This window comes from Serratia sp. H1w, from assembly GCF_000633355.1.
Classification (GTDB): Bacteria; Pseudomonadota; Gammaproteobacteria; order Enterobacterales; family Enterobacteriaceae; genus Chania.
Genome location: NZ_AYMQ01000059.1, coordinates 20,017 through 46,998, shown reverse-complemented (window position 1 = coordinate 46,998; position 26,982 = coordinate 20,017). Strand labels below are relative to the sequence as shown.

33 protein-coding genes and 2 pseudogenes are annotated in these 26,982 nt (G+C 51.7%); 17 read left to right on the top strand and 18 right to left on the bottom strand.

All coding sequences use genetic code 11. The features are described 5' to 3' along the window. Positions 1–127 precede the first annotated feature (127 nt). From U869_RS0115160 to U869_RS0115125, 9 genes and pseudogenes are all read left to right on the top strand, one after another. Positions 128–1,816, top strand: a pseudogene (locus U869_RS0115160) (IucA/IucC family siderophore biosynthesis protein); the annotation flags it as partial. Beyond that, positions 1,805–2,644: pseudogene (locus U869_RS32560) on the top strand (GNAT family N-acetyltransferase); the annotation flags it as partial. The pseudogenes U869_RS0115160 and U869_RS32560, both read left to right, overlap by 12 nt. After that, the gene (iucC, locus tag U869_RS0115155) at positions 2,641–4,389 is read left to right on the top strand and encodes an IucA/IucC family siderophore biosynthesis protein (RefSeq protein ID WP_025121775.1); all 1,749 of its coding nucleotides are present in this window, start codon (positions 2,641–2,643) and stop codon (positions 4,387–4,389) included. The pseudogene U869_RS32560 and the gene iucC, both read left to right, overlap by 4 nt. Then, a complete protein-coding gene (locus U869_RS0115150; protein ID WP_025121774.1) occupies positions 4,386–5,714 on the top strand; it encodes a lysine N(6)-hydroxylase/L-ornithine N(5)-oxygenase family protein in 1,329 nt (442 codons plus the stop codon). Before iucC ends, U869_RS0115150 begins: the two co-directional genes overlap by 4 nt. A gap of 26 nt (positions 5,715–5,740) precedes the next feature. Continuing rightward, complete coding sequence (locus tag U869_RS0115145) at positions 5,741–7,936, top strand: TonB-dependent siderophore receptor (RefSeq protein WP_025121773.1); 2,196 nt, start codon at positions 5,741–5,743, stop codon at positions 7,934–7,936. A gap of 708 nt (positions 7,937–8,644) precedes the next feature. After that, complete coding sequence (locus U869_RS29440; RefSeq protein WP_157834736.1) at positions 8,645–9,148, top strand: helix-turn-helix domain-containing protein; 504 nt, start codon at positions 8,645–8,647, stop codon at positions 9,146–9,148. A gap of 130 nt (positions 9,149–9,278) precedes the next feature. After that, on the top strand, positions 9,279–9,854 hold the full coding sequence (locus U869_RS0115135; RefSeq protein WP_025121771.1) for a fimbrial protein: 576 nt from the start codon (positions 9,279–9,281) through the stop codon (positions 9,852–9,854). Positions 9,855–9,925: 71 nt separating this feature from the next. Then, positions 9,926–10,660, top strand: a complete 735-nt coding sequence (locus U869_RS0115130; RefSeq protein WP_025121770.1) for a molecular chaperone — start codon at positions 9,926–9,928, stop codon at positions 10,658–10,660. 50 nt (positions 10,661–10,710) lie between these two features. Beyond that, positions 10,711–12,309 (top strand): fimbria/pilus outer membrane usher protein, encoded by a 1,599-nt coding sequence (locus U869_RS0115125; protein WP_025121769.1) that lies wholly within the window; start codon positions 10,711–10,713, stop codon positions 12,307–12,309. A gap of 108 nt (positions 12,310–12,417) precedes the next feature. Here U869_RS0115125 and U869_RS0115120 read toward each other — a convergent pair whose 3' ends face one another. From U869_RS0115120 to U869_RS0115040, 17 genes are all read right to left on the bottom strand, one after another. Continuing rightward, positions 12,418–12,783 carry a Mor transcription activator family protein gene (locus tag U869_RS0115120; RefSeq protein WP_025121768.1) on the bottom strand — a complete coding sequence of 122 codons (366 nt, stop codon included), beginning with the start codon at positions 12,781–12,783 and terminating at the stop codon, positions 12,418–12,420. Between the two features lie 11 nt (positions 12,784–12,794). After that, on the bottom strand, positions 12,795–13,202 hold the full coding sequence (locus U869_RS0115115) for a gp16 family protein (RefSeq protein WP_025121767.1): 408 nt from the start codon (positions 13,200–13,202) through the stop codon (positions 12,795–12,797). After that, positions 13,199–13,513 carry a hypothetical protein gene (locus U869_RS0115110; protein WP_025121766.1) on the bottom strand — a complete coding sequence of 105 codons (315 nt, stop codon included), beginning with the start codon at positions 13,511–13,513 and terminating at the stop codon, positions 13,199–13,201. Before U869_RS0115110 ends, U869_RS0115115 begins: the two co-directional genes overlap by 4 nt. Continuing rightward, positions 13,506–14,264: a hypothetical protein gene (locus U869_RS32400; protein WP_025121765.1), complete on the bottom strand. Its 759-nt coding sequence runs from the start codon at positions 14,262–14,264 to the stop codon at positions 13,506–13,508. The genes U869_RS0115110 and U869_RS32400 overlap by 8 nt, the downstream gene beginning before the upstream one ends. Positions 14,265–14,267: 3 nt before the next feature. Then, positions 14,268–15,050: a DUF2786 domain-containing protein gene (locus tag U869_RS0115100; RefSeq protein WP_369795075.1), complete on the bottom strand. Its 783-nt coding sequence runs from the start codon at positions 15,048–15,050 to the stop codon at positions 14,268–14,270. A gap of 126 nt (positions 15,051–15,176) precedes the next feature. Next, positions 15,177–15,362 carry a hypothetical protein gene (locus tag U869_RS0115095; RefSeq protein ID WP_025121763.1) on the bottom strand — a complete coding sequence of 62 codons (186 nt, stop codon included), beginning with the start codon at positions 15,360–15,362 and terminating at the stop codon, positions 15,177–15,179. After that, positions 15,359–15,883, bottom strand: a complete 525-nt coding sequence (locus U869_RS0115090; protein ID WP_025121762.1) for a host-nuclease inhibitor Gam family protein — start codon at positions 15,881–15,883, stop codon at positions 15,359–15,361. Before U869_RS0115090 ends, U869_RS0115095 begins: the two co-directional genes overlap by 4 nt. Before the next feature lie 23 nt (positions 15,884–15,906). After that, on the bottom strand, positions 15,907–16,140 hold the full coding sequence (locus tag U869_RS0115085; protein ID WP_025121761.1) for a hypothetical protein: 234 nt from the start codon (positions 16,138–16,140) through the stop codon (positions 15,907–15,909). Then, the gene (locus U869_RS0115080) at positions 16,140–16,433 is read right to left on the bottom strand and encodes a hypothetical protein (RefSeq protein WP_025121760.1); all 294 of its coding nucleotides are present in this window, start codon (positions 16,431–16,433) and stop codon (positions 16,140–16,142) included. Before U869_RS0115080 ends, U869_RS0115085 begins: the two co-directional genes overlap by 1 nt. 15 nt (positions 16,434–16,448) lie before the next feature. Continuing rightward, positions 16,449–16,733, bottom strand: a complete 285-nt coding sequence (locus tag U869_RS29430; protein WP_025121759.1) for a hypothetical protein — start codon at positions 16,731–16,733, stop codon at positions 16,449–16,451. After that, the gene (locus tag U869_RS0115070) at positions 16,734–17,897 is read right to left on the bottom strand and encodes an ExeA family protein (RefSeq protein WP_025121758.1); all 1,164 of its coding nucleotides are present in this window, start codon (positions 17,895–17,897) and stop codon (positions 16,734–16,736) included. It abuts the gene before it with no gap. 9 nt (positions 17,898–17,906) lie between these two features. After that, the gene (locus U869_RS0115065; RefSeq protein WP_025121757.1) at positions 17,907–19,694 is read right to left on the bottom strand and encodes a DDE-type integrase/transposase/recombinase; all 1,788 of its coding nucleotides are present in this window, start codon (positions 19,692–19,694) and stop codon (positions 17,907–17,909) included. Positions 19,695–19,696: 2 nt separating this feature from the next. Then, positions 19,697–20,011 carry a hypothetical protein gene (locus U869_RS0115060; protein WP_025121756.1) on the bottom strand — a complete coding sequence of 105 codons (315 nt, stop codon included), beginning with the start codon at positions 20,009–20,011 and terminating at the stop codon, positions 19,697–19,699. Then, positions 20,008–20,214, bottom strand: coding sequence for a hypothetical protein (locus tag U869_RS0115055; RefSeq protein ID WP_025121755.1), 207 nt, complete (start codon positions 20,212–20,214; stop codon positions 20,008–20,010). Before U869_RS0115055 ends, U869_RS0115060 begins: the two co-directional genes overlap by 4 nt. Then, the gene (locus U869_RS0115050) at positions 20,207–21,160 is read right to left on the bottom strand and encodes a hypothetical protein (protein ID WP_025121754.1); all 954 of its coding nucleotides are present in this window, start codon (positions 21,158–21,160) and stop codon (positions 20,207–20,209) included. Before U869_RS0115050 ends, U869_RS0115055 begins: the two co-directional genes overlap by 8 nt. A gap of 11 nt (positions 21,161–21,171) precedes the next feature. Then, on the bottom strand, positions 21,172–21,480 hold the full coding sequence (locus U869_RS0115045) for a helix-turn-helix domain-containing protein (protein ID WP_025121753.1): 309 nt from the start codon (positions 21,478–21,480) through the stop codon (positions 21,172–21,174). A gap of 65 nt (positions 21,481–21,545) precedes the next feature. Then, positions 21,546–21,743: a DNA-binding protein gene (locus U869_RS0115040; RefSeq protein WP_025121752.1), complete on the bottom strand. Its 198-nt coding sequence runs from the start codon at positions 21,741–21,743 to the stop codon at positions 21,546–21,548. An 87-nt stretch (positions 21,744–21,830) separates the two neighbouring features. On the opposite strand from U869_RS0115040, the gene U869_RS30685 reads away from it, so the two are divergent. Together U869_RS30685 and U869_RS30045 are read left to right on the top strand one after the other, a co-directional pair. Continuing rightward, the gene (locus U869_RS30685) at positions 21,831–22,217 is read left to right on the top strand and encodes a helix-turn-helix domain-containing protein (protein WP_071998242.1); all 387 of its coding nucleotides are present in this window, start codon (positions 21,831–21,833) and stop codon (positions 22,215–22,217) included. 427 nt (positions 22,218–22,644) lie between these two features. Further along, entirely contained in the window at positions 22,645–23,082 is a 438-nt protein-coding gene (locus U869_RS30045; protein ID WP_025121751.1) for a zinc-ribbon domain-containing protein, read from the top strand. 24 nt (positions 23,083–23,106) lie between these two features. On the opposite strand, the gene U869_RS0115025 is transcribed toward U869_RS30045, so the two are convergent. Next, a complete protein-coding gene (locus U869_RS0115025) occupies positions 23,107–23,874 on the bottom strand; it encodes a DNA adenine methylase (RefSeq protein ID WP_025121750.1) in 768 nt (255 codons plus the stop codon). A gap of 247 nt (positions 23,875–24,121) precedes the next feature. Between U869_RS0115025 and U869_RS0115020 the strand changes: the two genes are divergently transcribed. The 6 genes from U869_RS0115020 to U869_RS0114995 all read left to right on the top strand — a co-directional run bounded on the left by U869_RS0115020 (position 24,122) and on the right by U869_RS0114995 (position 26,982). After that, positions 24,122–24,448, top strand: a complete 327-nt coding sequence (locus U869_RS0115020; protein ID WP_025121749.1) for a hypothetical protein — start codon at positions 24,122–24,124, stop codon at positions 24,446–24,448. A 307-nt stretch (positions 24,449–24,755) separates the two neighbouring features. Beyond that, positions 24,756–25,121, top strand: a complete 366-nt coding sequence (locus U869_RS0115015; RefSeq protein WP_025121748.1) for a putative holin — start codon at positions 24,756–24,758, stop codon at positions 25,119–25,121. Positions 25,122–25,123: 2 nt separating this feature from the next. Continuing rightward, positions 25,124–25,855: a transglycosylase SLT domain-containing protein gene (locus U869_RS0115010; protein ID WP_025121747.1), complete on the top strand. Its 732-nt coding sequence runs from the start codon at positions 25,124–25,126 to the stop codon at positions 25,853–25,855. Then, the gene (locus tag U869_RS0115005) at positions 25,845–26,267 is read left to right on the top strand and encodes a hypothetical protein (protein ID WP_025121746.1); all 423 of its coding nucleotides are present in this window, start codon (positions 25,845–25,847) and stop codon (positions 26,265–26,267) included. The genes U869_RS0115010 and U869_RS0115005 overlap by 11 nt, the downstream gene beginning before the upstream one ends. Before the next feature lie 110 nt (positions 26,268–26,377). Then, a complete protein-coding gene (locus U869_RS0115000; protein WP_025121745.1) occupies positions 26,378–26,689 on the top strand; it encodes a DUF2730 family protein in 312 nt (103 codons plus the stop codon). Continuing rightward, positions 26,686–26,982, top strand: a complete 297-nt coding sequence (locus tag U869_RS0114995; protein ID WP_025121744.1) for a hypothetical protein — start codon at positions 26,686–26,688, stop codon at positions 26,980–26,982. The genes U869_RS0115000 and U869_RS0114995 overlap by 4 nt, the downstream gene beginning before the upstream one ends.

Below are 26,982 nucleotides of genomic sequence, written 5' to 3'. Positions count from 1 at the left end.
AAATAACCGTTAAGAAGATGATGATTTTATGTTTGATTAATTGAAAAATTGTATCACGCGATGATTGGTAATAATAAGAACTATTGATATAAGAATCATTCTCAATCGCTCCAGAGTGGCAAGGGTCATGACCATCCAGTTAGCAAGCGCAGCAACCGATGTGGCTGCGCAATGTTTCCTCAACGCGCTAATGCGTGAAACCCGGGACTGGCACATAGTTCCGGCAACCGATAGCCAACAATCGCCGCAGTTACACCTCCCACTGGCAGATAGCCAATTTATTCGCATTCCGTTACGCCATATCTCACCAACCCAGCATCACCAATACCAGTTCCCGGCTCGCCTGAATGGCAGCGGTGAAGCGCTGAGTTTTGCGCAGTTGGTGACGCTGTTATTGGCCAAACCAGCGATAAAGGGTCAACTGAGTGACGACGTTTTGGCGCGCTTTCGCCAGCGAGTGCTGGAAAGTCATGACAATACCCAACAGGCGATCGCTATCCGGCTGGACTGGCCAAGGCTACGTGACCAGCCGCTGAATTTTGCCCAGGCGGAACAGGGGCTATTAGCTGGCCATGCCTTCCACCCGGCACCGAAATCCCATGAACCCTTCGATCATCAGCAGGCACAGCGCTACCTGCCAGATTTTGCGGGCAGCTTTTCCCTGCGCTGGTTTGCGGTAGATAAGCGCAACCTGTGTGGCGATAGCCTGGATCTGACGTTACAGCAGCGCCTGCAACGCTTCGCCGCCGAAAACGCGCCGCAGTTGCTTGGCCATTTTACCGATGACGTCTGGCTGCTGCCGATGCACCCGTGGCAAGCCGATTACCTGTTGGCACAAAGCTGGTGCCGCGAGTTGGTCGATCAGCACAAGCTGAGCGATCTGGGTGAGGCCGGTGAACGCTGGCTGCCCACCAGTTCTGCACGTTCGCTGTACCAGGCAAATAGCCGCGACATGATCAAGTTCTCCCTCAGCGTACGGTTGACCAACTCGGTGCGTACCCTGTCGGTGAAAGAAGTGAAACGCGGCATGCGTCTGGCCCGGCTGGCAAAAACCTCCCGCTGGCAGGAGCTGCAAGCCCGTTACCCAACGATGCGCGTAATGCAGGAAGATGGCTGGGCCGGACTGCGTTGCGCTGACGGCGTGATCCAGGAAGAGAGCCTGATGGCGCTGCGCGATAACCTGCTGTTCGGCCAGGCAGAGAGCCAAACCAACGTCCTGGTCACCCTGACACAAGCCGCGCCTGACGGCGGCGACAGTCTATTGGCAGCGGCAGTCCGTCGCCTGGCTGCTCGCCTGAACTTGCCGTTGCAACAGGCCGCCCATTGCTGGCTCGACGCTTACTGCCAGCAGGTGCTGTTACCGCTGTTCAGCGCCGAAGCCGACTACGGTCTGGTATTGCTGGCCCACCAACAAAACATTCTGGTGGAAATGCAGCAAGACTTGCCGGTGGGTATGCTGTATCGCGATTGCCAGGGCAGCGGTTTTACCCGCGATGCCACACCGTGGCTGGATGAGATCGGTGAAGCCGAGGCGGAAAACCGCTTCAGTGAGCAGCAACTGTTGCGCTACTTCCCTTACTACCTGCTGGTGAATTCTACCTTGGCGGTAACCGCCGCGATGGCGGCTGTTGGGTTCGACAGTGAAGAAAACCTGATGATACGAGTACGGGATGCGTTAACAGTTCTGCGTAACACAGCAAAAAATCCCCTGTGCCTGGACTATGTACTCGACAGCCCACATTGGAACTGCAAGGGCAACTTCTTCTGCTATCTGCACGATCACAATGAGAACACCATTGTCGATCCGGGTTCAATTCCGGCAGGCTGGTTGATCCAGGCGCTGGATCAGTTGCTGATCGCCGCCCCGCAGTTAAGTGGCATTGCCCTGCCCTATGCCGAATGGCGCGAGGAGCCGCAGGCTCTGGCGCTGTTCTCCCAGGCTAATGGCGACTATCTGGCCCGTGAAACCTTCTACCAATTGCCACTGTGGTTGGTTGCCGAGCGTCATACCACTTCCGGCCAGATGCAATACGATGCCGAGCGCGAGCTGTGGTTTCCGCAACGCCCGGTACGGCCAAGCGGCGAGGTTTATCGCCGCTACGATGCGCAAATCAAACGTACCTTGAGTTTCCGCACGCCCGAAGTGGAACGCGATGCCGAGCAGTTCACCCGTTGGATGAACTCACCCCGTGTCGACGCCTTCTGGGAAATGAGCGGCCCACTCGAGGTGCAGGCCGCCTATTTACAGCGCCAACTGGACTCCAGCTATTGCTACCCGCTGCTGGGCTGCTTTGACGACCAGCCCTTTGGTTATTTCGAGGTTTACTGGGCGCCCGAAGATCGCATTGGCCGCCACTATCGCTGGCAGCCGTTCGACCGCGGTCTGCACATGTTGGTCGGTGAAGATAACTGGCGCGGCGCACAGTACATCCGTAGCTGGCTACGCGGCCTGACCCACTATTTATACCTGGATGAACCCCGTACCACTCGCGTCGTGGCCGAGCCGCGCGCAGATAATCAGCGGCTGTTCCGCCATCTGCCTGCCGCGGGTTTTAACACGCTGAAAGAGTTCGATTTCCCGCACAAGCGTTCGCGTCTGATCGTGAACCAGCGTGAAGATTTCTTCCGGGAGGCCCACGTATGAACCGTCATGATTACGCCGACTGGCAACGCGTCAACTTACAGATGATCGCCAAAATCCTGGCGGAGCTGGAGTATGAACGAACCTTGCAAGCCGAGGAACACGGCAGCCAATGGCAGATCGCGCTGGGTGATGCGACCTACAGTTTCAGTGCCAAACGCGGCATCTGGGGTTGGTTACACATCGACGCCAACAGCCTGAGCTGCGATCGCCAGCCGCTGGCCGCCGATCAAACACTGCGGCAGTTGGCGCAGGTGCTGAAGATGGACGATGCACAGATCGCCGAACACCTGGAAGATCTATACGCCACGCTGCGCGGTGACATGCAACTGATTGCCGCTCGCCACGGGATGAATGCCAGCGATCTGATTGCGCTGGATGCCGATGCGCTGCAATGCCTGTTGGCTGGCCATCCTAAATTCGTCTTCAACAAGGGTCGCCGCGGTTGGGGGCTAACGGCACTGCAACAATACGCGCCGGAATATCAGGGCCAGTTCCAACTGCACTGGGTGGCAGCCAAACGCAGTAGCTTTGTCTGGTGCATTGATGAAGACTTTCCGCTGGAAAACCAGCTTAACAGCGCCATGGACGAGAACGAACGTCAGCGTTTTAACCGCCATTGGCGTGAACTGAAGTTAACTAACGACTGGTTGCCGGTCCCGCTGCATCCGTGGCAATGGCAACAAAAAATCGCGCTGCACTTCCTGCCGCAGTTGGCCAGCGGTGAGCTGGTAGAACTGGGTGAGTTTGGCGATCGCTATCTGGCTCAGCAGTCGCTACGCACCTTGACCAATACCAGTCGCCGCGTGCCCTTCGATATCAAACTGCCGCTGACCATTTACAACACTTCCTGCTATCGCGGTATTCCGGGTAAGTACATCAGCGCCGGGCCTGCGGCTTCACGTTGGTTGCAACAAATTTTCGCCAGCGACAGCACCTTGCAGGCCAGCGGAGCCCAAATCCTGGGTGAACCGGCGGCGGGCTATCTGGCTCATCCAACCTACGCGGCTCTGTCCAAGGCTCCTTATCGTTATCAAGAGATGCTCGGGGTGATCTGGCGTGAAAATCCATCCTGTTATCTGCAAGCGGACGAGCAGGCGATCCTGATGGCCACGCTGATGGAAACCGACAATCAGGGTGAACCGCTGATCGCCGCCTACATCGCTCGTTCCGGCCTGAGCGCAGAAGCGTGGCTGGCGCAGATGTTCGAAGCGGTAGTGATCCCGATGTACCACCTGATGTGCTGTTACGGGGTGGCGTTGATCGCCCATGGCCAGAACATCACGCTGGTGATGAAGGACCATGTGCCGCAGCGCGTGCTGTTAAAAGACTTCCAGGGTGACATGCGTCTGGTGGATCAAGACTTCCCACAGGCCGCTTCACTGCCACAAGTGGTAAAAGACGTGACGGTGCGCCTGCCTGCCGATTACCTGATCCATGACCTGCAAACCGGGCATTTCGTCACCGTATTACGCTTTATTTCGCCGCTGATGAGCGGCTGCGGCATCAGCGAACCACGTTTCTATCAAGTGCTGGCACAGGTGCTGGAGCGCTATATGGCGCAGCACCCGCAGCTGGCCGAACGCTTTGCCCTGTTCGACCTTTTCAAACCACAGATTATCCGTGTGGTACTCAACCCGGTGAAACTCACCTATTCAGAACAGGATGGCGGCAGCCGCATGTTGCCGAACTATCTGCAAGATCTGGATAACCCTCTTTATTTGGTCTCCAAGGAGTTTGCCCAATGAATCAGCCTCTCGATTTCATCGGCATCGGCGTCGGTCCATTCAATCTGAGCATTGCCGCCCTCGGCAGTGAAGTGAGCGGCTTTAACAGTAAGTTCTTCGAACGCAAGCCGCACTTCTCCTGGCACCCCGGCATGATGGTGCCGGACTGCCATATGCAAACCAGCTTCCTCAAGGATCTGGTCAGCGCGGTTTCACCAACCAACCCCTACAGCTTTCTCAACTATCTGGTGAAAAGGAAGAAGTTTTACCGCTTTCTGACCACCGAGCAGCGCACGGTTTCCCGTGAAGAGTTTGCGGATTATCTCGATTGGGCGGCCAACGGGTTGGATACGCTGGAGTTCAGCCAGGACATCCGTAGCGTGGATTTTGACGACCAGCAACGCCAATTTGTCGTCACCACCCAGCGCGATGTTTACCGTGCCCGCCATCTCTGTTTAGGCATTGGCAAGCGCCCCAAGCTGCCGGACTGCGTCAGCGAACAGAACGATCGCTGCTTCCATGCCAGCGAAATGAGCCTGCGCAACCCGGATCTGACCGGCAAGCGCGTTACCGTGATCGGCGGTGGCCAGAGCGGCGCCGACCTGTTCTTGAATATTTTCCGCGCCGAGTGGGGCCAGCCCAAGCAGTTGAACTGGATCTCGCGCCGTAACAATTACAACGCGCTGGACGAAGCCGCCTTTGCCAATGAGTACTTCACGCCGGAATACGTGGAAAGCTTCTACACCCTGAGCGACAGCGCCAAACAGCGCATGTTGACCGAGCAGAAGATGACCTCGGACGGCATTACCAGCGGATCGCTGCTGGCGATCTATCAGGCGATGTATCACCGCTTTGAAGTGTTACGCGAAAAGCCTTGGGCGCACCTGTTGCCTAGCCGTTCATTGGCAGCGATGCACGCGTCCGGTAATGGCTATCAGTTGGTGACTCATCACCACCTCGATCAAGGCAAGGAAACCTTCGACTGTGACGTGGTGATCTTCGCCACTGGCTATCAGCAGGATCGGCCAGCGTTTCTCGAACCGCTGGCCGATCGCCTGCTGACCACGGCCAACGATGAGTATCGCATCACGCCGGATTTCACCCTGGAATGGCAGGGTCCCAACGAAAACTGCCTGTTTGCCGTCAACGCCGGTATGCACAGTCATGGCATTGCCGAACCCCAGCTCAGCCTGATGGCCTGGCGTTCGGCCCGAATTCTCAACCGGGCATTAGGACGCGATCAGTTCGACTTAACGTCCACCCCGGCTGTGATCCAATGGCGTAGCCAGCAGGCGGCAGTCACCGCCCAGACTGAACGCGCCATCTTTAACTACACCGAGTTTTAACTAACCATGGGAACGCTTGTACAACAATGAAACGCAGACACCTCTGGGTACTAAACCCTTGCCTGTTGGCTATGCTCGTGCCAACAGCCTGGGCAGAAGAACAAAAAAATGATGACCAACTGGTGGTTTCCGCCAGCCGCTCACACCGCAGCGTAGCGGAAATGGCACAGACCACCTGGGTGATTGAAGGCCAGGAGATTGAGCAGCAGGTGCAGGGCGGCAAAGAGATCAAGGATGTGCTGTCGCAACTGATCCCAGGCATGGACGTCAGCAGCCAGGGCCGAACCAACTACGGCATGAACCTGCGTGGCCGTTCGATGATGGTGATGATCGACGGCGTACGTCTGAACTCATCGCGCAGCGACAGCCGCCAGCTCGATTCGATCGATCCGTTCAACATCGCCCACATTGAGGTGATCTCGGGTGCGACCTCGCTGTACGGCGGGGGCAGCACCGGCGGCCTGGTCAACATCGTGACCAAGAAGGGCCAGGAAGAGAAGCAGGTTGAGTTGCAGCTTGGCGGCAAAACCGGCTTCAACAGCAGCAGCGATCACGATGAAAACGTCGCGGCGGCGGTCAGCGGCGGCACCGATAAGGCTTCCGGCCGTCTGTCCGTGTCCTATCAGCGTTACGGCGGCTGGTATGACGGCAAAGGTGATGAGGTGCTGATCGACAACACCCAGACCGGCCTGCAATATTCCGATCGTATCGACCTGATGGGCACCGGCACCATCAATATCGACGATCACCAACAGCTGCAACTGACCACGCAATATTTCAACAGCGAATCAGACGGCAAACACGGCCTGTATCTGGGGCAAAACTTCTCGGCGGTGACCGGCAACGGCCAGGCCTATAACAGCGGCAATCTGGATTCGGATCGTGTCCCGGGCACCGAGCGTCATCTGATCAACCTGCAATACTCCAACACCGATTTCTGGGGCCAGGATCTGGTAGCGCAGGTGTATTATCGTGACGAATCGCTGACCTTCTATCCGTTCCCAACCCTGAGCGGCGGCAAGGTGACCAGCATTGGTGCCTCACAGCAGAAAACCGATTTCTACGGCAGCAAACTGACTCTGAACAGCAAGCCGATCGACGGCCTGACGCTGACCTACGGTTTCGATGCCGACCATGAAAGCTTCAACGCCAACCAGCAGTTCTTTAACCTGGCGCTGGCCCAACAATCTGGCGGCATGACGCTGCAAAATGCCTACAACGTTGGCCGTTACCCAAGCTATACCACCACCAACCTGGCACCGTTCCTGCAAACCAGCTACGACATCGACCCGATGTTTACCCTGAGCGGCGGCGTGCGTTACCAGTACACCGAGAACAAGGTGGATGATTTTGTTGGCTACGCTCAGCAACAAGGGATCGCCAACGGTCTGGCCACCTCTGCCGATGCGGTGCCGGGCGGTAAAACCGACTATAACAACGCGCTGTTCAACGCCGGCCTGCTGGCCCATCTGACCGAGCGTCAGCAAACCTGGTTCAACTTCTCGCAAGGGTTTGAGATCCCGGATCTGGCCAAGTATTACGGCTCCGGCACCTATAAACTGGTGAACGGCCACTATCAGCTGCAAAAAAGCGTCAACGTGAACGACTCCAAGCTGGACGGCATCAAGGTTGACTCCTACGAGCTGGGCTGGCGCTACACCGGTGATAACCTGCGTACCCAGGTGGCTGCCTACTATTCCCTGTCAGACAAGACCATCACCATCAACAAAACCGACATGACCATCAACATGAACTCTGACAAACGTCGGATTTATGGGGTGGAAGGCGCGGTGGATTACTTCTTCGATGACAGCGAATGGAGCACCGGTGCGACCTTCAACCTGATCAAATCGGAAACCAAAACCGATGGCAAATGGGAGAAGCTGACCGTCGATACCGCCAGCCCGTCGAAAGCGACCGCCTACGTCAACTGGGCGCCGGGTGACTGGACGGTGCGCGTGCAGTCGCAGCAAACCTTCGACGTTTCCGACAGCCAAGGCCGCAAGCTCGATGGCTATAACACCATTGACGTGCTCAGCAGCTATGCACTACCGGTAGGCAAGGTCAGCTTCAGCGTGGAAAACCTGCTGGACAAAGACTACACCACCGTTTGGGGCCAGCGTGCGCCAATCCTGTACAGCCCAACCTACGGCGCGCCGGAGTTGTACAGCTATAAAGGCCGTGGTCGTACCTTTGGTTTGAACTACTCGGTTCTGTTCTGATTTTATCTAAGCAGGCCGGATCGCCTTGACCGGCCTGCGATTTAACCCATGAAGGGATGGCGATCCGCCAATATTAGAAAAAAACCATTAACTAAGCGACGTGGTAACTAGATAAAAACAACCACTCCTTTTTCGTCGTCATCACCGGTACAACCACCTGCATCAACCTTAGTGCTAACCTATCTCTTTTTAATTTACAGAAAGTTAGTTTTCACCCTCCTCCATTGACACTTAGATTATTCCTGTTTTTCTCAAAAAAGAACCTTAGTGAAAATAAAAATAAAGATATTTAATATCTACTTACATGTAACACCAACAAGATAAATCCTAGTGCAATGAGAATACGACTATAAAACACTAGAACCATGCACTGGGAATAGTCCGAATTATGAGGATAGTAAAACAGCCAATTATTGAACTTTAATTTCACCAATGTGATGGCTCAGAGATAAAACCAACACATGACACCATAATTAACGCTAAAAAAAAGAGTTTTATGCTTATGAGTTAGCATCACTACAGTAATGGAGTTTAAGTTTAAAACAACCACTAAAACAGGATAAATACAAAATAAAAACCCATGAAATAATATTTATATAGATTTTAATTCTTTTTTGATTGCGTATTTTTTTAGTTTTCTGAATTGACATTAATTCCTCAGATAATAATATGTCTAAAACTCATATTTGGTGGTAGCGGTTCCGATATGTGAAATATATTTGGACAGTTTCAGCAGTGGATGCGACGGAGTTGGTGATGGATAGCAAGAGAAAAGTCAAATATGCGGCAACGCGGATCATCAATGTGGGTGAGAAAAACCTATCACTGTTTGGCTATATTATCGATGACCAGTATCAGGTAGATATCAAGTCGAGCTCAGTCATCAAGCTCTATAACACTATCGAATGCAGCCATCAACCCAACGGTGAATTCACCAACTATCTCAAACTGCGTGAAACCATGCTGAGATTATTGAACTATCTATTGGCACATGCCAGCGTCGGCTATGTTTCCAACCAAGAGTTGTTAGTACAAGTTTGGGAAAATCATAATCTGTCCTCGTCAACCACCAGATTAATGCAGGTTATTTCCGAACTTAAGTCCAGGCTGGAAAAGATTGGACTTGCCAATGATTTTATCAAGGCATCGCGGGGCAAAGGTTATACTTTGCGTGGTGCCTCTATTACGCCGCTGTATATAAAAACGACATAACCCAACATCTTGTTATTCTTACCAGCCAGGGAGCAGTATTTTCACAGTCATAGTGAAATGACGGCTCTGTGCTTATGCTTCGTTATAGGCCAGGGTTATTTATAATTTAGTTAACAAGGATATATTTGAGATGAAAAAAAACACATTAGTACTGGCACTCTCCCTGGCTCTGAGCGGCTTGGCTTCAACTGCGGCTTCCGCCGCAACCGTAGCGGGCGGCAACATCAACTTCACCGGTGAGATTATCGACCAAACCTGCTTGATTAACGGTGAAACTCCAAATGGCGCTATTGATGTTGACGTCATTTTAGACACTGCCAACGTCAGTGATTTAAGCAATGCGGGTGCCACGGCAAAACCGAAAAACTTCAACATTACGTTGGGTGGCCCAAATGATCTGAACTGTACCAATGGTAAAGTTGCTTCCGTTAGTTTCGACCCAACCAGCCCAGCGATCGATAGTGTTACCGGCTGGCTGAAAAATACTGCGGCTAACAACCCTGCAAGTAACGTTCAAATCCAGATTCTGAACGGCGATACCAACAATGCAATCAACCTTCTTTCAGGCAATAATAATCACGCACCAAAAACCATCGCCAATAATACCGCCGTATATGAGTATATCGGTCAGTATATTGCAGTAGGTGCTCCGGCAACTGCAGGTAAAGTAGCTTCCACCGTTAAATACAATATTGTTTATCAATAAATTCTAGCGGTAATTCTCTGGCCCTGTGATCGTCAGGGCCATTTTTCGATGGCGATACTGACGAGATTGTTATGCCCTTCACTAAAAAATATGGGTTGCTATTATCGGCACTCGCAGCCGTTTTTTTTGCTTCATCTGCGTATGCCAGCATCGTTATTTCTGGTACTCGTGTTATCTACCCAAGCGATGCCAAAGAAGTGACGTTGAAGCTGCAAAATAAAAGCAGTCTGCCGCTGTTAGTTCAATCCTGGATGGATGCAGGCAATGCCGATGCGGCCCCCGAAGATAGCGACGTGCCTTTTATGATTATGCCGCCAGTCGCACGTATTGAACCTACCAAAGCACAGACCCTACGTATTAGCGCTACCCCCATGGCTAACCACGCGACCGATCGTGAGACTCTGTATTGGATCAACGTGCTTGAAGTTCCCCCCCAGTCGAAAACGGAAAAAAATTATATCTCCATTGCCTATCGCAACCGCCTGAAGGTGTTTTACCGCCCCGCAACGTTGCCAGGATTGTCGGAGAAAAGCATGGAGCAGGTGAGCTGGCAGCTGCAAGGGGAAAAATTAATCGGCAAAAACCCGACGCCATACCACATCAGTTACGCCTCGGTACTGTTGCCAGGCCGTGGGGAGGCCAGCGTGGCGGGCAGCGATGGCGGCATGATTGCCCCCTTCTCTGAGCAAACCTTCCAGCTAAAACGCAGTAATAAAACGGTTAAAGGATCGCCCAATAGCGTGGTGACCAATGCGATTAATGACTATGGCGCATTTATCGAAAAAACTTACCCGCTAAGCCGTTAGCGCAGCCCCTATTTCCAGGAAGATGGATTATCTGAGTCGTCAAGGATGCTATGACTAGACGTAACAACACAGCGCTGAACTGGTTGCTTTACTGTGCCATGGTTTCGGCCACTTCTTCTTATGCAGCGGAAGGTCCAGAAGAAGTGACCTTCGATCCCAGTTTTTTCCCTGGCGGTAAGGTTGGGAAATTCGATCCCGCCCAATTTAGCCATAGCAACGTCATGATCCCTGGGATCTACACTATTTCGATCGAACTCAATACCCGGTTAATCGGCAGCGAGAAGATCCAATTCAAACTGCTGCCAGACAGCACCAGCAAGACGACGCCCTGCTATCCGGGCAGCTTCTTTGCACAGCTCAACTTGAGCGAAGATAAGCTCTTGGCGCTCACCCCAGCGGTGCACTTGGAGCAGCTAGAACAGGAAGGCTATTGTGGTTCGCTCAGCGAGCTGTTGCCGGGAGCCAGCGCCAGCGTTGACGGTGGAGAGCAAAAGCTGACCTTGTCGATCCCACAATTACTGATCAATCGTGTTCCGCGTGGCTATGCCAATCCCAAACTGTGGGAAGACGGCCTGACCGCCCTGATCGTCAACTACAATGCCAACGTTTATCAGTCAAAACAGCAGGATAATAGTCAGACCTATGGCTATCTCGGGCTGCGTAACGGCCTGAATGTCGGCCCTTGGCGCGCAAGAAATAGCGGTACGATCAACTGGTCTTCGCAAGGAAATGGCGGGGATTACAAAAGTACCTCGACCTATATTGGCCGCGATATCACCATGCTGCGTTCCCAACTGATCCTCGGCGATGCCTTCACCAGTGGCGAGCTGTTTGACGGCGTGCGTTTCCGTGGGCTACGGCTTTATTCCGATGACCGCATGCTGCCGGATTCTCTGCGTGGCTATGCTCCCGTGGTACGCGGCGTCGCCAACAGCAATGCCAGAGTGGTCATCACCCAAAATGGTTTTACCCTCTATACCGCCACGGTTTCGCCAGGGCCATTTGAGATCGGCGATCTTTATCCCACCAGCTATGGTGGCGAATTGATCGTGCGAGTGGAAGAAGCTGATGGGCAAGTCCGATCCTTTACGGTCCCTTATGCGTCGGTGGCGCAAATGTTGCGGCCTGGCATCAGCCGCTACGAACTGGCAGCAGGTAAGGTTAATAGTTCGGGGCTTGAGAACAAGCCCGCCTTTGGCAGCCTGACCTATCAGTTGGGCCTGAGTAATCTTATTACTGGCTACGCGGGTGCCATTGCCAGCGAGGGATACGTTTCGGCCTTGGTAGGAGGAGCCATGAACACGCCCATCGGTGCACTGTCATTAGATGTCACCGAGGCGAGAACCCGCTTGCCCAACCAACCTTCACGCTCGGGGCAAAGCTATCGTATTGGTTTCAGCCAGCTGTATCCCGCCACCCAAACCAGCCTGTCCGTGGCAGCTTACCGTTTTTCGACCGACGGCTATCTGAACCTGAACGACGCAGTACAGTTACGCGATCTGGCCCTGCGCAATCAACAAAGCGATCTCTATGGCCGCCAACGCAGCCTGTTTACGCTTTCGTTGAACCAACCGCTGGGCGAAGGTTGGGGAAATCTGTACGCCACGGTGATAGGGAGTGAGATAAATGGAGTAGGTGGAGCGAGATAAATCGAAAAATACGGGCAAATAGTGAGAAATAACGTAATGGAGATTGTAATTGTATTTCACATACTGAAAGAGAACCAAGGGCGGAAAAATTTCATTCCGCCCTCAATTTTACTCATCGTCAGGGAACAGCTCAAGGCCAGGCTGTGAACGTTTCAGAATCCGTTTTTCCACACGCTTGATCACCTTACGCAGTCCACCCTCTGTCATGCCGTATGTGATGACCAATTGTTGCCAGGGCATCCTCTTGCGCCAATCCTCGTAAATCTGAAGATCTCGCGCCGACAACTTGAAGAAATAGTCCTGCGGAAATGTAATCAATTGACCGGCGAAATGTTCACAGATGAAATTAGCTACATTAGTGCCTAACTGATCGGCAGAGTCAGTAGGCAGGCCGTGTTCCTGAGCGACCAGTGTTACATACTCTGCCAGTTCTGTAAGTAACCAATGCCGTTTTTCTTCCATCTCGCTCTTCATACTGACCTCGCCTACTTACGGCTCAACCACTGCTTAAGCTTCTCAATAGCCTGGTGGGCCTTGTCTGGCTCTTTTTGCAGCCAGACTAACTGAGCCACGCCAGTCTCCCGCAGCAGCCAGGCATCAAGGGCTTTCTGCGACTTATCCCTTACGAGTCCAGCCTTAGCCAAATCTTGCCACAGCACCCAGATTTTGCGGCCCATAGGGAAGTCAGCCATAGGTACTTCCCGAGACTTACCTGAAATCTTGAACCCGCGACCACGCAGGTGGGCGAGAACGTTGGCCAGTTGCCTATCATCCATCTTGCTGCATGAGTCTTTGCCGGTCAGGTTCTGCAGCATCACGCGGTAGGCATCGTCGGATACTTCCAGTTTGTTTCGGGCAATATGTATCAACTGGATGGTTTTAGCCCGGTTCATGAGTCCTCCCCGCCATCAGGGGCAGTATAGGGTTCTGGTAAGTGTGACCAGGCAATCACATCCTCTTCATTGTGATACCAGCCGCTAATAGATGAGCAGGTATCAACATCGACATACCCGTCAATAGTGGTAACGAGCAATCGAGTGAGCATTGGTGGTTCAATATCATTAATGTTCCATTCGATAGCTGTGGCGGTTGTAGCATCTGACCAGGCAACCGAACATAGACGACCGCCTAAAATTTCCATGCCAGCACTAACAGTTGGAGTTTGCCCATCGGGAAAATCGACAACAAAAGTGACCTTACTCATGATTTTCACCTTTTTCATTGCTTACACGGTCTAAACGTTCAATTTCGGCAAGGATAAGCGCACCTGCTTTAACCAGTTCACGACGGCGGTCGCCAAATTTTGCAGCCCAGCCGTTCGGGCAGATCGCTTCCGCCCAATTTTCGCCGTAGCCTGTTTCTTCCGCTGACCAATCTCGACAGGCTTCAGGCATGGCGTAAAGTGCAGCAAACGCGGCTATTTCGTCGTTAACATGCTCGTCGTCGTGCTCTGGAGTCCAGCCTTTAACGTTAACTTGCCGTAAACGTTCATCAACAACAGCAGCGATGGCGGGGTTCTGACCAGGTTCTGTGTTACACATTTTGGTTTCACTGAGCATAAGCAATGCATACTTCAGCGAGTCCTGAGTTTTTTGTAATTTCGCTGCTAAATCGGTAGCTAATCCCTCCAGTTCTGTAATACGTTCCTGGCCATGAGCTATTGGGCTCTGAATTGAGTCGATGGTCAGTCGCAGTTGTTGAGAAAGTTGCTCTGCTGCTTCTGTGCGCTGCTTCCATTCGACAAGCACGCAACCAGCATCGGCCAAAGCCATTTTTGCCTTATGCAGCTCTTGTGCCTGCTCATCTAGCGAATCCAACAATGAAATGATGGCTGGTGCAGTAGCTGCCTTACGAAATTCCCCCCAGAGAGGATTCATTGCATTAAGAGAATCCTCTGCAGATCTACGAAGGGCGAGTTTCTGCTCAAATGTTAGTGGATTAAATTTGAATCTCATGACTTATTGCCTCCCGATCTGTGCATATTCTTGCTGAGAACCATCAACGGCATGGTGCAACTTAGCTTCCTGGCCAGCCTGGTACCCGGCAGATTTGGCAATATCATCCCCTCGACATTTTTTTGCCGTTCTGGGGTCAAGGGTTTTATGCTCAAACTCGCTCTTTAGCCGGTTGTAATAGGCTGTCATCAACGTTGTTTCAGGCTCGCTGACAATGAAATTTTCAATAACCCGTTGCGCACCCAGCACCCAACCTTCGCAGAACTGGTCAGCACGGTTGATCTTGGTGCTGCGTTTGATGCTTTTGCGCTGTGAGGCACTGAACTCGCTACGGGCTTTCATTAACTGTCGGGAAAGCACATCAAAACCGTATGCCGCTATTTGCGGGCGTTCATTCGGGCCATAGAAAACAACCACCCGGCGCGAGACGTTATAGGTGTGATAACAGCGCACGCCAAACGCACTGCAAATCATATTGGCCAAGGAGGCGGCATAGCCGGGGATTTTTACCGCATTCGTCGGTGCACCCTGGCTGCTGAATTCATCGATATCCATTAAATCAACATCGGTTTCAGTCAGGTTATGCGCCCGCATCAGGTTTTGAGCCTGACTAATGGCATTAGCCGCCTCGTTCTGATTGGTGCTGCGCCTGGCTAAATTCAGCAGTTTTTTAATTTTAGCAAGGTACTTTTCGTTATTCATGATCCACCTCGTTATCAGTGCTGCTGATTTCAATTGTTTTAATTTCATTAACCATAAAGCACCTCTGCAATAAGTAATGACCAAAATAAAAGACAGAATATGAGGATGCTACTCCATGTAGCTCTGCGTGAAACATTCATGATATGACTCCAATTCGAATAAACTGGATTTGGCGCAAATCATACAAAGCAGGTTTGCGCCATGATTAAATTACGCTTGAGGTTCGATAGCCACCAGGTCACCAGTGGGTACAAAGGTGTTATAGGATTGCCCGCAATGCGGGCATTTCAGGATTACATCAACACACCAGACATCGTCGCTACCTTGCATGATGTTTGCCTGCTCAAAGTCGAGATCATCGACTTCTTTTTTACAGCTTTTGCAAGAAAGGCTCATTCGCTGCTCTCCTGCTCAAATGGAATGATGGCAAAATCTTCCAGGTCGCGATTAATCGTGATGCCTGGAATGTTTTTTACCGCGTCTGGTTCATTTAAAATTGCTTCCTTATTAATTTCATCCTTAGAGCGAATAAAACGAATAAGTTTTAATTTCTTCAGCGCCTCCATGACGGATTCAACTCCTTTAATGGTGCAGCTCGGTGGTCGATTGCGCCAAACGATCTCACCCGTTGTCAGGTTTACGGTCTTGGTTTTGCCGTCCTGGGTCAGTTCCTTGCGGTTCGCCTCACACCAAGTCTGGAGACCCGTTTGGAAGCTGGCGATTTCAGCCTTCAGCCTCTCCATCTCGGGCGAGTGATATTGCGTGACCGCCGCAATCTGATCATTCATTTCTGTTTCGGTGCGGGTTAATTGACGCTGTAAGTCACCGAGGGTTTTAATACCATCGATTACCTCAGTTTTCGATTGAGCGACGTACAGAGCCGCCGCAGCTTTAAGCCGCTTTTTACCTTTAGCCATTTTGCTTACCTTCTAATTATGAGTTACTTGGTTTGTGGTACTAACTCGAACGTGATGTCTTCTGGGTCGTTTTCATAGCAGCAATCTTGAACACCAAGACCATATTTACAGGTTATTTCACCGATAAGGCTATCCAGATCGATACCTTCTGCACAGATGCGCTGATATTTTTCAAAGTCGGCCTTATCCATCTCGACGGTTTTATCTAAATGGATATGCTGATTAGCGCTGATGCTGACTTTCACTTTTTCAGTCATTACCGCTCCTCCCAAACAATCCGACAATTACCCATTTGGCACTGATACTTTTTAAAAGGGCCGTTGTCATCAGAACCATGACAGTAGAGCACAGCCTTACCGTCTTTAACCAATTGCAGCGTATTACTGTCAGCCTGGACAACCAACGTTGGGCGGCTGTGCTGAACGATATCAATCCTGATAACCGTAAACCCGATGGCGGTCATTGCCGTCAGAGCATGGCTTGCACTACCTAACGCCATCTGAATTGACATGCTATTAATATTGACCGTGAGGTTTTGACTCATATTCATAGCGAAACGCCTCCATTAATCCGTAAATAAAAGGCCGTGTGTATAGTCATAGGTATTAATAACAATGCTGTCATCCGACTCACGAGAGCTAATACCCAGGGTCTCTGATTTGCCGTAACATTCAGTGCTGAGGTTGAGATTGCAATACCCAGCAGAGACGACTGTTGCATCCGCTATTCCTGGGTACGCAACCAGCATCCGCATCGCATTGACGACATCCGCATGTACCAGGTTATCAGGGAAAATAATCGGTATTTCCCTGGCCATCGGCTTATCTACGCGCAGCATGATGTATTTCATCTACAGCCCCTTAATAACGTCAGCATTGACCACCGGCACACCGAGTTTTTCCGCCAGGTTCATTGCTGCGATGGTCAGATTACTGATGGCCAGCGGATACAGCAGGCTGATCACCCCTCTTTTACCACCCAGATCGTGGCTCAATCTGGCCTTGATGGCATCGATAGCGCTGGCGTCGAGAACGTCGGCAAGCGGCTTGCCCAGGCGCTCAAACTTGAACTTCAAAAACGCCTCCAGATGCATACCCAGCGGCGGTAAGTTGACGACCTCGCACCGCTGGACGACCTCGCGCACTTCCATGCTACGTTCAGACAGCTTGTCAGCCAGTTCTGGCTGGCCAATCAACACAATACTGAGCAGTTTTTTGAAGCCGTTCTCCAGTTCGTAGAAGCGTTTCAGGTGCTTCAACGTGGGCAGCGGCAGGGAGTGGGCCTCTTCGATGATCAGAACGTGGCTATACCCGGCGTTGCTGCTGTCTTTGAGTACCCGGTGTAGCTGGCGGTACCGTGCCTCCTGGCTTTGTTTGATGCCTTCCAGCGGGGCCAGGGTATTAATGATGGCTTCGGCAATGGATGCCGCTTTCAGGGTTTTCCCTTTTTTGTCATTGTCCTCCATGGCAATAATGTGCGGTTCAATCACCACTACTGGCGCTCGTTCGCTGTTGATACGGTCAATCAGGTCGCGGCGCAGGGTGGATTTGCCCGAACCTGACTCGCCAATTATCGCCACAAACCCGCCATGCTTGGCGGTCTGCAATAAGGCTTCACGCACATAACGAATGTCTGGTGTGGTAAACACATCATCGGCACTCTGCAGGGCATCATCGGCGAACGGGTCGCGGAATAAACCAAAATGCTTTTTGGTCGCTGGTAGTAACACCTGTTTTGCGAGTAACATATTGTCGTCTCCTTCTTCATTTGCCTGTTGCGAGACATCGGTGCGGGTGGTCTCCGCTGCCCGCACCACTTCAAAAGCGGCCACTGCATCTATGCCGCGTCCTGTTAAATAATCACTGATAGACTGGCGGATTTCCGCCGTGCGACGCTTAGGCCAGACGGCATGATTAACCAGTTGAGATATCGTTGGCTGAGACACCCGCGCGACTGCCGCGATGGCGCTCTGCTCAATACCGTGGGCCTGCATTAAACTCTTGAGTACCAGCATGCTCCCCCCTTACTGACCGTTGACGACGCGAAAACCACCGCGCTGTTGCTTTGCCTGCAGGTCGCTGGCCAGTGTCTCTAGTTCCTCAGCAGGAACACCGTCAGGGAACCGTTCAACGATCTGGCTGTAATACTGTTTGTGCCACTCCAGCCCCTGAGCGGTAAACCGCTCACGCAGCTGTTTGGCGGCTTCAACATGCGTTAGTGGGCGTTCTTCCATACGTGGAGCGCGTACTTGAGTTTCCTGGCCACGTTTTGGCAGGTATTCAGGGTGCTGGGCCTGCTCCATCTCCATGTAGGGGTTGAACCGGCCACCGAATGGCAGCGCTTTGGCCTTGCGGGCCGCGTCGGTCTCTTCCTGGCTGTTGGTGCCGTAAACAAGTTGCTCAACCTCGGTGCGGTTGCGCTGGGCGTCGGTGTCCTGTATCTGGCCATACTCTTGGCCGATAACAGAGGCGTTAACGGAGTAGCCCCAGTCGTCTTTGGCAATGGCATAAATGGGGTAATAGGTCGCAAAACCATCCTCGCCAGTCATAACCACTCGAGCCTCATCCTCGTGCCAAGGGTTGCGACTCACGTTCAGCAGGTCGCCAACACAGGCACCGGGGATATCTTTGACGCAGAAAGATTTGGCCCGGAAATTGACACGCAACTGGGCGGTAACCTTGCATTCTTTCGGGGCGCTGATGGCCAACTCCTGGAAGACCTCAACAGGCGGCGCTTTCACCAACTGCTCGGCAGAAATCTTCAGCCAGGCATCGGTACGGGGCATGCCATAGCGGCTGTGAACCTTGGTGCGGTTGTAGTTCATGCGCCACAAACGGGCGAAGCTGTTGAGTTGATCTATGTTATCGACTCGGACGAACCGCAAACCCGCTTCAAAATCACACTCGATAATGTCACGCGCCTTTTCGACTGCCCCAGTGGCGCGAGCATTGCGGGCCTTGTGCTGAATGCACTGAATTCCCAGCGTCTGGCACATATTGATCAGGCTGGCAGAGACCAGCGCAGAGCCAGGGTCGGTATACAGAATTTTAGGTACACCGTGGAGAACGTCAGCACCACCACGCTCTTGCATGGCGTTGATCATCACCGTCAAAAAGTTCTCGGCGCTTTCGCCACCGAAGTGGTACTCGACATAAATCCAGTTAGTGGTGTGGTCAATCAATTCAAATGACCACACGCGGTCATTGACAACACGATCCAGATTCTTGGGTTTGTTTTTGTTGTACTCCTCCCTGTCCATGACCCGCAATCCAGTATCCCCCTTGGTCTTTTTGTTGGGATTCTTGAGGTAATACAACACACACAGCGAGGCATCGACCTGCCAGACGTGGTTAGGATGCAGGCTGGCCAACTCCAGCGCAGGTGCCGGATTCTGCAACTGATCATAGTGCAAGCGGTAGCCCTTCAGGGCTTTGCTGATGGCATCAACTGACAAAGGCATAAATTCCCCTGTCTCTTCATCAATGCGGCCAGCGACAATCATACCGTTGGTACGCAGGTGGTTGATCACGTTCTCCAGGCTATACAAGCGTTTGTCATTGTTACGGCGAGACTCAAGCCAAACACCGGATATCACCAGCGCCTCTTCACGAGTCAGCGCCGTCTTGCCTGCATCAGAACGCTTTTTGCGTGAGGTTGCAGGCTGTACAGACTTCAGCTTTTTCAGCAGCGTTGAACGGGACATCTGCAACTCCTTACAGGCCGACTGATAGATAGCTTCTTTGCCCCCATGACCTGCCGCGCTGACAGCGTCTGCAAGGGCGACTAAACGTTGGATAAGGGCTGGGCTCATGGTTAATGTCCGTTTATCTGGTTCGTGTGCGCGAAGGCTTCCTGCAGCTTTTCGCAAACGCGGTCAGACAACCCCAGCAGGAATTCAACCTCAGACCAGTTTTCGTGCTCAGTGTAAAAAGTGAGCATGGTGCTCCAGTTCTTGGCCTCTTTCACCGCTGCCAGGAATTGGTCACGTTGCGCTTGTTCTGCCGGGGTGCGCTTTGGTGTGATGACCACCGCAGCCAAACTCACCGCCTCATCCCGTGACAGCAGGCGCTTGCCGTTGGCACGGGTTGATTCCTGTAGCAACTGGTCAACTTTATTGTTTGAATTCATGACGCTTGCCCCTTCTGGATTTGATTGATTTTCTGCAGCAGCAGGCTTTCCAGAGCTGCAGCAAAAGGCTGGGCATCTTCCGCCCGGATAGTGATCTCACCGTGATAGGTGCAGATGGTGAAACCATGCTGCATATCGGGTACATGCCATAGCAGCGCAGCGTTCAGCGTCTCCACGCTATCAACGATGGTCGTACTAGGCATTGTCAGCCTCCTCACTCGCCAGGCCGTTCTTCACCCAGTCAGGGCGTGGATCAAACGGCTTGTGCTCAGGCAGATTGAACTGCTGGCGCAGCGCAGTGATCTGGTTTTCAATATCATCCAGCATCCCGGCCATAAAACCGGCGTGAGCGATGCCGGAGCTTTCGGTATGGTCCACAAGGCTGGTAAAGCCGCTTTCCAGATTGGTGAGGTCAGCCAACACGGCATGCTGCAGAATATTGACCTCCTGGGTCAGTTCAGCACCAACAGTCTCTGGGGTTTCACGCTTGACGCGGCGGAGGAGCTTTTCTTCCAGGTCGGACTTTTCATCCTGAACCTTGCTCAGTTTCTTTTTGTTTTCGGCCAGGGTTTGACGGCTGATCTCCAGGTCAGTAGCCAGGTTTTCTTTCTCTTTGGCGTGTTTGGCGATCATCTCTTCGGCCAGTTCCAGCAAAGCGTTTTTGTCACCTTCTTTGGCCACTTCGATCAGGGCGCTTTTCTGGTCTTCCGGCAGGCGACGGAATTGGCGCAGTTCGCGGTAACCAGCGCCAACAGCGGACAGTTGTTTTAAGGCGTCTTCACCGAACGCTGTTAAATTGGTGAGATCTTCATCTACTTTTGAACGTGATAGTCCGAGCGCTTGGCAAAAACCATCCCAAGTGCCGACGTCGGCAATTTCATTACCGTCAAAGTCAATACCTTTCTTACCTTTAAGTGACTGATAAATTTTACTTTCTTTGATGTGTTTAAGCTTGCCTAAACTGACGACGTCGGCAAATTTTGAAAAAGACCTAGCCATTTGAACCTGCCCCAGCAGCTGGTTCACAAGGTCTCTTTCATCAGTAAACTGGCTATTTACTGTCGCAATTAGGTTCTGTGTTGCTTCTAGGTCTGGATTGAGCGGAGTGTCCGATAATATTTCAGAGGTTGGTGTTGGTTTACGTGCCATGAGTCTTATCCTTACCGAGAGCCAGCGGTAATGCGCTGTGTGATTTCTTCCATCCGCGATTGCATGCGGGCTATATGTTCGGCATGAGCCGTGGCGATCTGCAGCATCTGTACGCTATGTGCGTATCGACCATTATCAAGTTGTATGGCTAGCCCCTCAGCTACCAATGTGGCCAGGTCGCGACTGATATTGGCTGGGGAGACGTCCAACGTTTTGGCGAGTTCACCGTTGGATAGGCCAGTCATGGTGTGACCCTTCAGTGCTTTTAGTACTTTCAAGGTTCTTGATGCTGATGAAGAAGTTCCTGATGTTTTTGCCATCGTTGTCAGCTCCTTTTTTTACTATGCGTAACACTGTTACACTGTTGAAAACGGTGTTATAAAACTCAAATAACTTGCACGGGCTGTTTCAACCCAAGCTTGACGGCGATTTCGTGACCTTTGCCGTATTTGGCTTTGGTCAAGCCATTAAGAACGCGGTAAACATCGGTTGGGCTATAACCGTTTTCTATGGCCCATTGATTGAATGTCCATCCATTTTGACGGAAGTGTTGTTTGACTTGGTCTGGGGTCTTCACTTGCATGGCTCCATTTCTCCGAAGAAATGTGTAATTTATGTGATAGATTATGAGACCGATTGGGTACATAGTCAATAGACCTATTGGGTTCAAATGAAAAGTTTAGATCTTGCAGCTATTGGATTACGAGTGCGCTCTGTGAGGGGGAATTTGTCTCAAACAGAGTTCGCGAAACGATTAGGAATTGAACGTAAAAGCGTATCTCGCTATGAGTCTGGAGAGCGAGCACCAGATGCGTTGGTTATACTTCGCCTGTTGTCTGAGTTTAATATTGAACCAACTTGGCTATTGACTGGAGATGGCAACATCCCAGAGTTGTCATCAGATGAACAGGAGCTACTGGGAAGCTTTCGCGCCGCTCCTTTAGCAGTAAAAGCAGCCGCTCTTGCTGCCTTGCAAGCCGGTACAGCCAACAGTAGTAAAATAATAATCTCGGGGAATAAAAACCGGGTTGCGGGCAGAGATTACAATGAAAAATAACTAGTTGTCGTGTGAGGGTCATGAATGCCTAAATTCAATGTCAGCGGGGATAGTAACCGTATCGCGGGCAACGATTATCATGAGTACCGAGGTCCTGAACCGTGTCCATGCTGTGAACAACGCTATTTGACAGCAGGTAGAGTGTACTGCAGACACTGTGAAGCGCAGTTTGAGCAGGAGAGGATTCGGCAAGAGCTTGCAAAGAAGCAGCATCAAAAAAGGAATTCGGCACTTAGAATTGCGAAAGTGCTTGCAGGTTTTATGATTCTTGGCTTGGTTCTTAATTGGGTTGGGCCAGAATTTTTACGTACTGCGGGGCTAGTCTTAACTACTATATGCGCATTTACTATCATGCTAATTTCAAAGATATTTAAATGAGTTTTATCTTGTATAGGTCAGTATATCTCCCAAATATTAAGGAAGGATCATGGCATTAGTTGATTGCAAGGAATGTGGTCGCGAGATTTCAGACAAGGCAAAATATTGCCCACATTGTGGTGTGAAATTACAACAGCCGGTTGGAAATCTTAAAGGTTGTCTTGGGGTAATATTGGTTTTTGGCGGCATCTTTATCTGTTTTTTTGTACTTTTGGGGATTTTCGGTTCGGGAAGTTCCAGTCGTGAACCGCTTGAATTATGCAAAATGATGATCAAGATGGACTCTGCAAACCCTGACAATATCGACATAGCTGATATTGATGGCCAGAGATACGGAGATAAAATATTGTATGAATGGACTCCCCTCACACTCCGCATACAAAACAAGTATGGGGCGCTGGTTGGGGCATCAGCAAGTTGCATTATCAATACAACAACCAATGAGGTTGAGCGAGTTAGAACCCCATCATTTGCTGGGCTTGATTAGGTGGTCAGCGAGACCACCCAATAACTACCAATTTCTGATCACAAGCTCTTGTTGCCTGCCGGAATCTCTTCCGGCTCCCCTGAGTGTGTAGTGAACATCCACGGTATCCATCGATAGCCCAGCAAAAACGTGACGCATTTCGGGGATATCGTTTACCGAGATCAGCATTTTTCCCTCTATCGATCTTGCCAATTCGGCCATACGTGAGTAGTTCTCAAACCCAAACTCTACTCCGTAGCCCTCAGTTTGCCAGTACGGTGGGTCGCAGTAGATTAGCGTGTGGGGCCGGTCATATTTCTCAATACACTTTGCCCAGTCCATATGCTCAATGAACGTCCTGGCAAGACGCATATGTGCCTGTGATAAGTCCTCTTCGATACGCAGCAGGTTGAACCTTGGCGGTGATGTCGTTGCCGTGCCAAAGGTCTGCCCCTCTAACTTGCCGCCGAACGCCTGCTTCTGCAGATAATAGAACCTGGCTGCTCGCTGAATGTCGGTCAATGTCACCTCTGGGGTGATCTGCAGCCATTCAAACATCTGCCTGCTGACCAGCGCCCATTTGAACTGCTGAATGAATGCTTCCAGGTGGTGCTGGATAACCCGATACAGGTTCACCAGCTCGCCGTTGATGTCGTTGATCACCTCAACCTTGCTCGGGGTTTTGAGGAAATACAGTGCCGCTGCGCCGCAGAACGGCTCAACGTAGCAGGTGTGTTCAGGGAATTGTGGGAGGAGCTTTTTAGCCAAACGGCGCTTGCCACCTATCCAAGGTATGATCGGTGTCGATTTCATGAACTGTAAGCCTTTTTCATATGATGAAAATGCAGTAGGCTGGATCTGTCTCGCGAGACGGACTGAGCCTTCGGTTGCTCACAGGCAATCTCTGTGTGTGACGGCCTGCCCGGTGTTAGCGCACTGGGCGGGTCGCTCTTTCTTGCTACGGGGGTAGACTGCGTGAGTTATGGCGAGGGGTATTCTATCCGGGGATAGAAACGGGCTATTTAGTGATTCTTAGACATAAATATAAGGCATAGACAGTATGATTACTGATGTCCAACAGGAAATTATTGACTCTTTAAATACCATGATATCTGCAAATAATGACCTTCAAATCCGTGTCGCCAAGCTTGAGGCCATTGTTGGCATAGATGATATGGTTATCATGTCATTATTTGCCAATGTATCGGCTGAAGAGAGGCTGAACAAATGGGATGAAATTGTAGCGGACATGCTGTCAACACACGTTTTAGATTCATTAAAGCAAGATGAGGAATCTAAAGAAAAATATCGGTTTATCGTTGATGCTCAAAAAGCAAGAGTAAAGTTCTGGACTGAGGTTTTCCGCGGTGCTGCTGGAAAGGATTAAACCTTCATCTTGTCCTTGATGCTTGTTGGATAACGGCTAGCAGTTTTTTTTCGCCTCTTCAATTTTGGCACTATTTGGAGTGTCATAACCATAAGACAGCAAAGACTTTATCTTGGTATTTGATTGCTCATTAGATTTCATTTTCTTATCCTCGTATTGACGCCAGCAGGTTTGCTGTCGCATGCTAGTTGGCCATCCCCTTGTACGCTTCGCCTCTCTATCACTCTTTTATCCGCGTATAAATCACAATCCCTAAACCACTCGGCACAATGAATTCCTCTGTTGACCATCAACTAAGGAAGTCACCATGTCGTTCTTGAATAAATACCGTAATTTCCGCCGCCAACGCCTGTTGAGCTGGCTCATTGCCGCCGTTCTGTTGCTGGTGCTGATCGCGTTTCTGTCACCGGCACAGATCGGCGTCACGGTTTACAAGCTGGCCCTGGTCTCGATTGCCGTTGTGCTGGGTTATCACCTTGATCGCGGCCTGTTTCCCTATGCCAGCCCAGGCAGCTACCTCTCTCAAGACTGGAAAACCACACCGCCATTCATGGGAACTCAGGATGTTGAATATCCGATTGTCGCGGGTTACCAACTGGTCTTTGCTGCCGTTCTGCTTCGCCGCGCCATCATCGTATTGGCGGTGGTCATTGGCGTAACAATGGGGCTCTAACTATGCATTGGCCGCAAATCACCTGGATGGTTCTGACTGCGATGTCGCTTGTCGGTTACGCCATTCTGCATGGCAAACCGATCCGGCTATCGTTCTGGATGAGATTGGGGCAACTGGTGGTATTAGCCTGGCTGCTCTGGTGCGGCGGGTTCTTTTCCCAGGCAAAAGCCGCAGGTATCCCACTGGAGGCGCAGCAGTATCAACGCGAACTGACGCGCAATGCCCGAGCCATCTGGGGGCTTGACGCGCCGGTAGCGTTGTTCGCTGCGCAAATTCACCAGGAATCCACATGGAAAGCGACAGCTCGCTCGCCGGTTGGTGCGCTGGGCCTGGCGCAGTTCATGCCTGCCACCAGTGACTGGATTGCGGGTGTTTACCCCAAATCTTTAGGGGCTAACCAACCGTACAACCCGTCATGGGCCATGCGGGCATTAGTCAGTTACAACCTGTGGCACTGGGATCGCATCCTGGGTACCGCCAGTGATTGTGACCGCTGGGCCTTTGTGCTGTCTGCCTACAACGGTGGTCTGGGCTGGGTGCAACGTGATCGCAAGCTGGCTTCGACCAAGGGACTCGACCACTCCCGTTACTGGGGGCACGTCGAGACCGTCAATGCCGGGCGAACGGCAGCGAACTGGCGAGAGAACCGGGGTTATCCGCAGCGGATTATCCAACGCTGGCAACCTCTCTATGTCGATGCTGGATGGGGACTGGGGGTATGCCATGAAAGTTAAGTACATCGTACTGATCGCAGCGGTTCTGTTTGCGCTGCTTTTCATCACTGTCGAATTTGCGCGGGAATATGGCTACCAGGAAGGGCTGAGTGACGCCAAGCTGGAATGCCTGGAAAACCAGTTATCTGACAGCAAACAGGCACTAAATTCATTCACTAAGGCGGCGGATCTTGCAGCAGAACGGGTCAGACAGGCAGACCGCAGCCTATCTGAACGCATCGCAGAGCAGGAACAGCGCGATGAACAGACCACGAGGGATATCAAGAATGCACTCAAAAAAACGGCTGCTGACCGTGTTAAATGCGTGTTTGATGACGACAGCATGCAGCAACTCGCCGCCGCCCGTGACCGCGCCACCGCTGCTGTTACCGGCGGGATTAACGGTCACCTGTCCGGTGCCGCCACTCCCTGATGACAATAGCGCGGATGCCGCGTTCGTCACGCTGAAACGGATGTACGACATCTACGCAACCTGTGCTGGCCGTCATGTCGAGCTGGTCGATTTTATAGGCAAAAGACATCATGAACCTGGAAGAATTGAGTTTTAGTTTTAGCGCCGTGCAGTGGCTGCTGACCGTGGCTATTGGTATCTATGCCTGGGTTATCAGCCGACAGGCGGCGACCAACAGCGAGGTTCTGGAGCTGCGCACCCGTGTTATTGCCCTGGAGGAGCGTGTCAAACAGATGCCAACCCAACAGCAGTTGGCCCAACTGATGGTCCAGCTCGGCGCAACAGAGGCCCAACTGAATAATATCGGCATCCAGTTAGGGGCAATGTCGCGACGTGTTGAGAGAATTGACGATTTTTTGATGAAGCAGCGAGGTGGCAAATGAAATACCAGGATTTTTTACGTGAAGACATGCGCCTGGTGACTTTGCGCATCTTGTCTGAAATGCCAGGCTACACGTCTAACAGCTCGGTGATTTTTGAAGGGCTGACGCGTTACGGCCACAACCCCAGCCGTGACCTGGTCAAATCAGAGTTGCTCTGGTTAGAAGAGCAAGGGCTGGTTTCCACCGAGGATATCGGTACCGTACTGGTCGTTCGTCTGACAGCGCGAGGCGCTGATGTGGCCGCTGGCCGTGCCATCGTTCCTGGGGTGAAGCGTCCAGGCGCGGGAGGTTGA

What these genes read in the sequence shown, in the direction of transcription:
- iucC (WP_025121775.1), top strand. Translation starts at nt 2,641, where the DNA reads ATGAACCGTCATGATTACGCCGACTGGCAACGCGTCAACTTACAGATG.
- U869_RS0115150 (WP_025121774.1), top strand. Translation starts at nt 4,386, where the DNA reads ATGAATCAGCCTCTCGATTTCATCGGCATCGGCGTCGGTCCATTCAAT.
- U869_RS0115145 (WP_025121773.1), top strand. Translation starts at nt 5,741, where the DNA reads ATGAAACGCAGACACCTCTGGGTACTAAACCCTTGCCTGTTGGCTATG.
- U869_RS0115135 (WP_025121771.1), top strand. Translation starts at nt 9,279, where the DNA reads ATGAAAAAAAACACATTAGTACTGGCACTCTCCCTGGCTCTGAGCGGC.
- U869_RS0115130 (WP_025121770.1), top strand. Translation starts at nt 9,926, where the DNA reads ATGCCCTTCACTAAAAAATATGGGTTGCTATTATCGGCACTCGCAGCC.
- U869_RS0115125 (WP_025121769.1), top strand. Translation starts at nt 10,711, where the DNA reads ATGACTAGACGTAACAACACAGCGCTGAACTGGTTGCTTTACTGTGCC.
- U869_RS0115120 (WP_025121768.1), bottom strand. Translation starts at nt 12,783, where the DNA reads ATGAAGAGCGAGATGGAAGAAAAACGGCATTGGTTACTTACAGAACTG.
- U869_RS0115115 (WP_025121767.1), bottom strand. Translation starts at nt 13,202, where the DNA reads ATGAACCGGGCTAAAACCATCCAGTTGATACATATTGCCCGAAACAAA.
- U869_RS0115110 (WP_025121766.1), bottom strand. Translation starts at nt 13,513, where the DNA reads ATGAGTAAGGTCACTTTTGTTGTCGATTTTCCCGATGGGCAAACTCCA.
- U869_RS32400 (WP_025121765.1), bottom strand. Translation starts at nt 14,264, where the DNA reads ATGAGATTCAAATTTAATCCACTAACATTTGAGCAGAAACTCGCCCTT.
- U869_RS0115095 (WP_025121763.1), bottom strand. Translation starts at nt 15,362, where the DNA reads ATGAGCCTTTCTTGCAAAAGCTGTAAAAAAGAAGTCGATGATCTCGAC.
- U869_RS0115090 (WP_025121762.1), bottom strand. Translation starts at nt 15,883, where the DNA reads ATGGCTAAAGGTAAAAAGCGGCTTAAAGCTGCGGCGGCTCTGTACGTC.
- U869_RS0115085 (WP_025121761.1), bottom strand. Translation starts at nt 16,140, where the DNA reads ATGACTGAAAAAGTGAAAGTCAGCATCAGCGCTAATCAGCATATCCAT.
- U869_RS0115080 (WP_025121760.1), bottom strand. Translation starts at nt 16,433, where the DNA reads ATGAATATGAGTCAAAACCTCACGGTCAATATTAATAGCATGTCAATT.
- U869_RS29430 (WP_025121759.1), bottom strand. Translation starts at nt 16,733, where the DNA reads ATGAAATACATCATGCTGCGCGTAGATAAGCCGATGGCCAGGGAAATA.
- U869_RS0115070 (WP_025121758.1), bottom strand. Translation starts at nt 17,897, where the DNA reads ATGCTGGTACTCAAGAGTTTAATGCAGGCCCACGGTATTGAGCAGAGC.
- U869_RS0115065 (WP_025121757.1), bottom strand. Translation starts at nt 19,694, where the DNA reads ATGAGCCCAGCCCTTATCCAACGTTTAGTCGCCCTTGCAGACGCTGTC.
- U869_RS0115060 (WP_025121756.1), bottom strand. Translation starts at nt 20,011, where the DNA reads ATGAATTCAAACAATAAAGTTGACCAGTTGCTACAGGAATCAACCCGT.
- U869_RS0115055 (WP_025121755.1), bottom strand. Translation starts at nt 20,214, where the DNA reads ATGCCTAGTACGACCATCGTTGATAGCGTGGAGACGCTGAACGCTGCG.
- U869_RS0115050 (WP_025121754.1), bottom strand. Translation starts at nt 21,160, where the DNA reads ATGGCACGTAAACCAACACCAACCTCTGAAATATTATCGGACACTCCG.
- U869_RS0115045 (WP_025121753.1), bottom strand. Translation starts at nt 21,480, where the DNA reads ATGGCAAAAACATCAGGAACTTCTTCATCAGCATCAAGAACCTTGAAA.
- U869_RS0115040 (WP_025121752.1), bottom strand. Translation starts at nt 21,743, where the DNA reads ATGCAAGTGAAGACCCCAGACCAAGTCAAACAACACTTCCGTCAAAAT.
- U869_RS30685 (WP_071998242.1), top strand. Translation starts at nt 21,831, where the DNA reads ATGAAAAGTTTAGATCTTGCAGCTATTGGATTACGAGTGCGCTCTGTG.
- U869_RS30045 (WP_025121751.1), top strand. Translation starts at nt 22,645, where the DNA reads ATGGCATTAGTTGATTGCAAGGAATGTGGTCGCGAGATTTCAGACAAG.
- U869_RS0115025 (WP_025121750.1), bottom strand. Translation starts at nt 23,874, where the DNA reads ATGAAATCGACACCGATCATACCTTGGATAGGTGGCAAGCGCCGTTTG.
- U869_RS0115020 (WP_025121749.1), top strand. Translation starts at nt 24,122, where the DNA reads ATGATTACTGATGTCCAACAGGAAATTATTGACTCTTTAAATACCATG.
- U869_RS0115015 (WP_025121748.1), top strand. Translation starts at nt 24,756, where the DNA reads ATGTCGTTCTTGAATAAATACCGTAATTTCCGCCGCCAACGCCTGTTG.
- U869_RS0115010 (WP_025121747.1), top strand. Translation starts at nt 25,124, where the DNA reads ATGCATTGGCCGCAAATCACCTGGATGGTTCTGACTGCGATGTCGCTT.
- U869_RS0115005 (WP_025121746.1), top strand. Translation starts at nt 25,845, where the DNA reads ATGAAAGTTAAGTACATCGTACTGATCGCAGCGGTTCTGTTTGCGCTG.
- U869_RS0115000 (WP_025121745.1), top strand. Translation starts at nt 26,378, where the DNA reads ATGAACCTGGAAGAATTGAGTTTTAGTTTTAGCGCCGTGCAGTGGCTG.
- U869_RS0114995 (WP_025121744.1), top strand. Translation starts at nt 26,686, where the DNA reads ATGAAATACCAGGATTTTTTACGTGAAGACATGCGCCTGGTGACTTTG.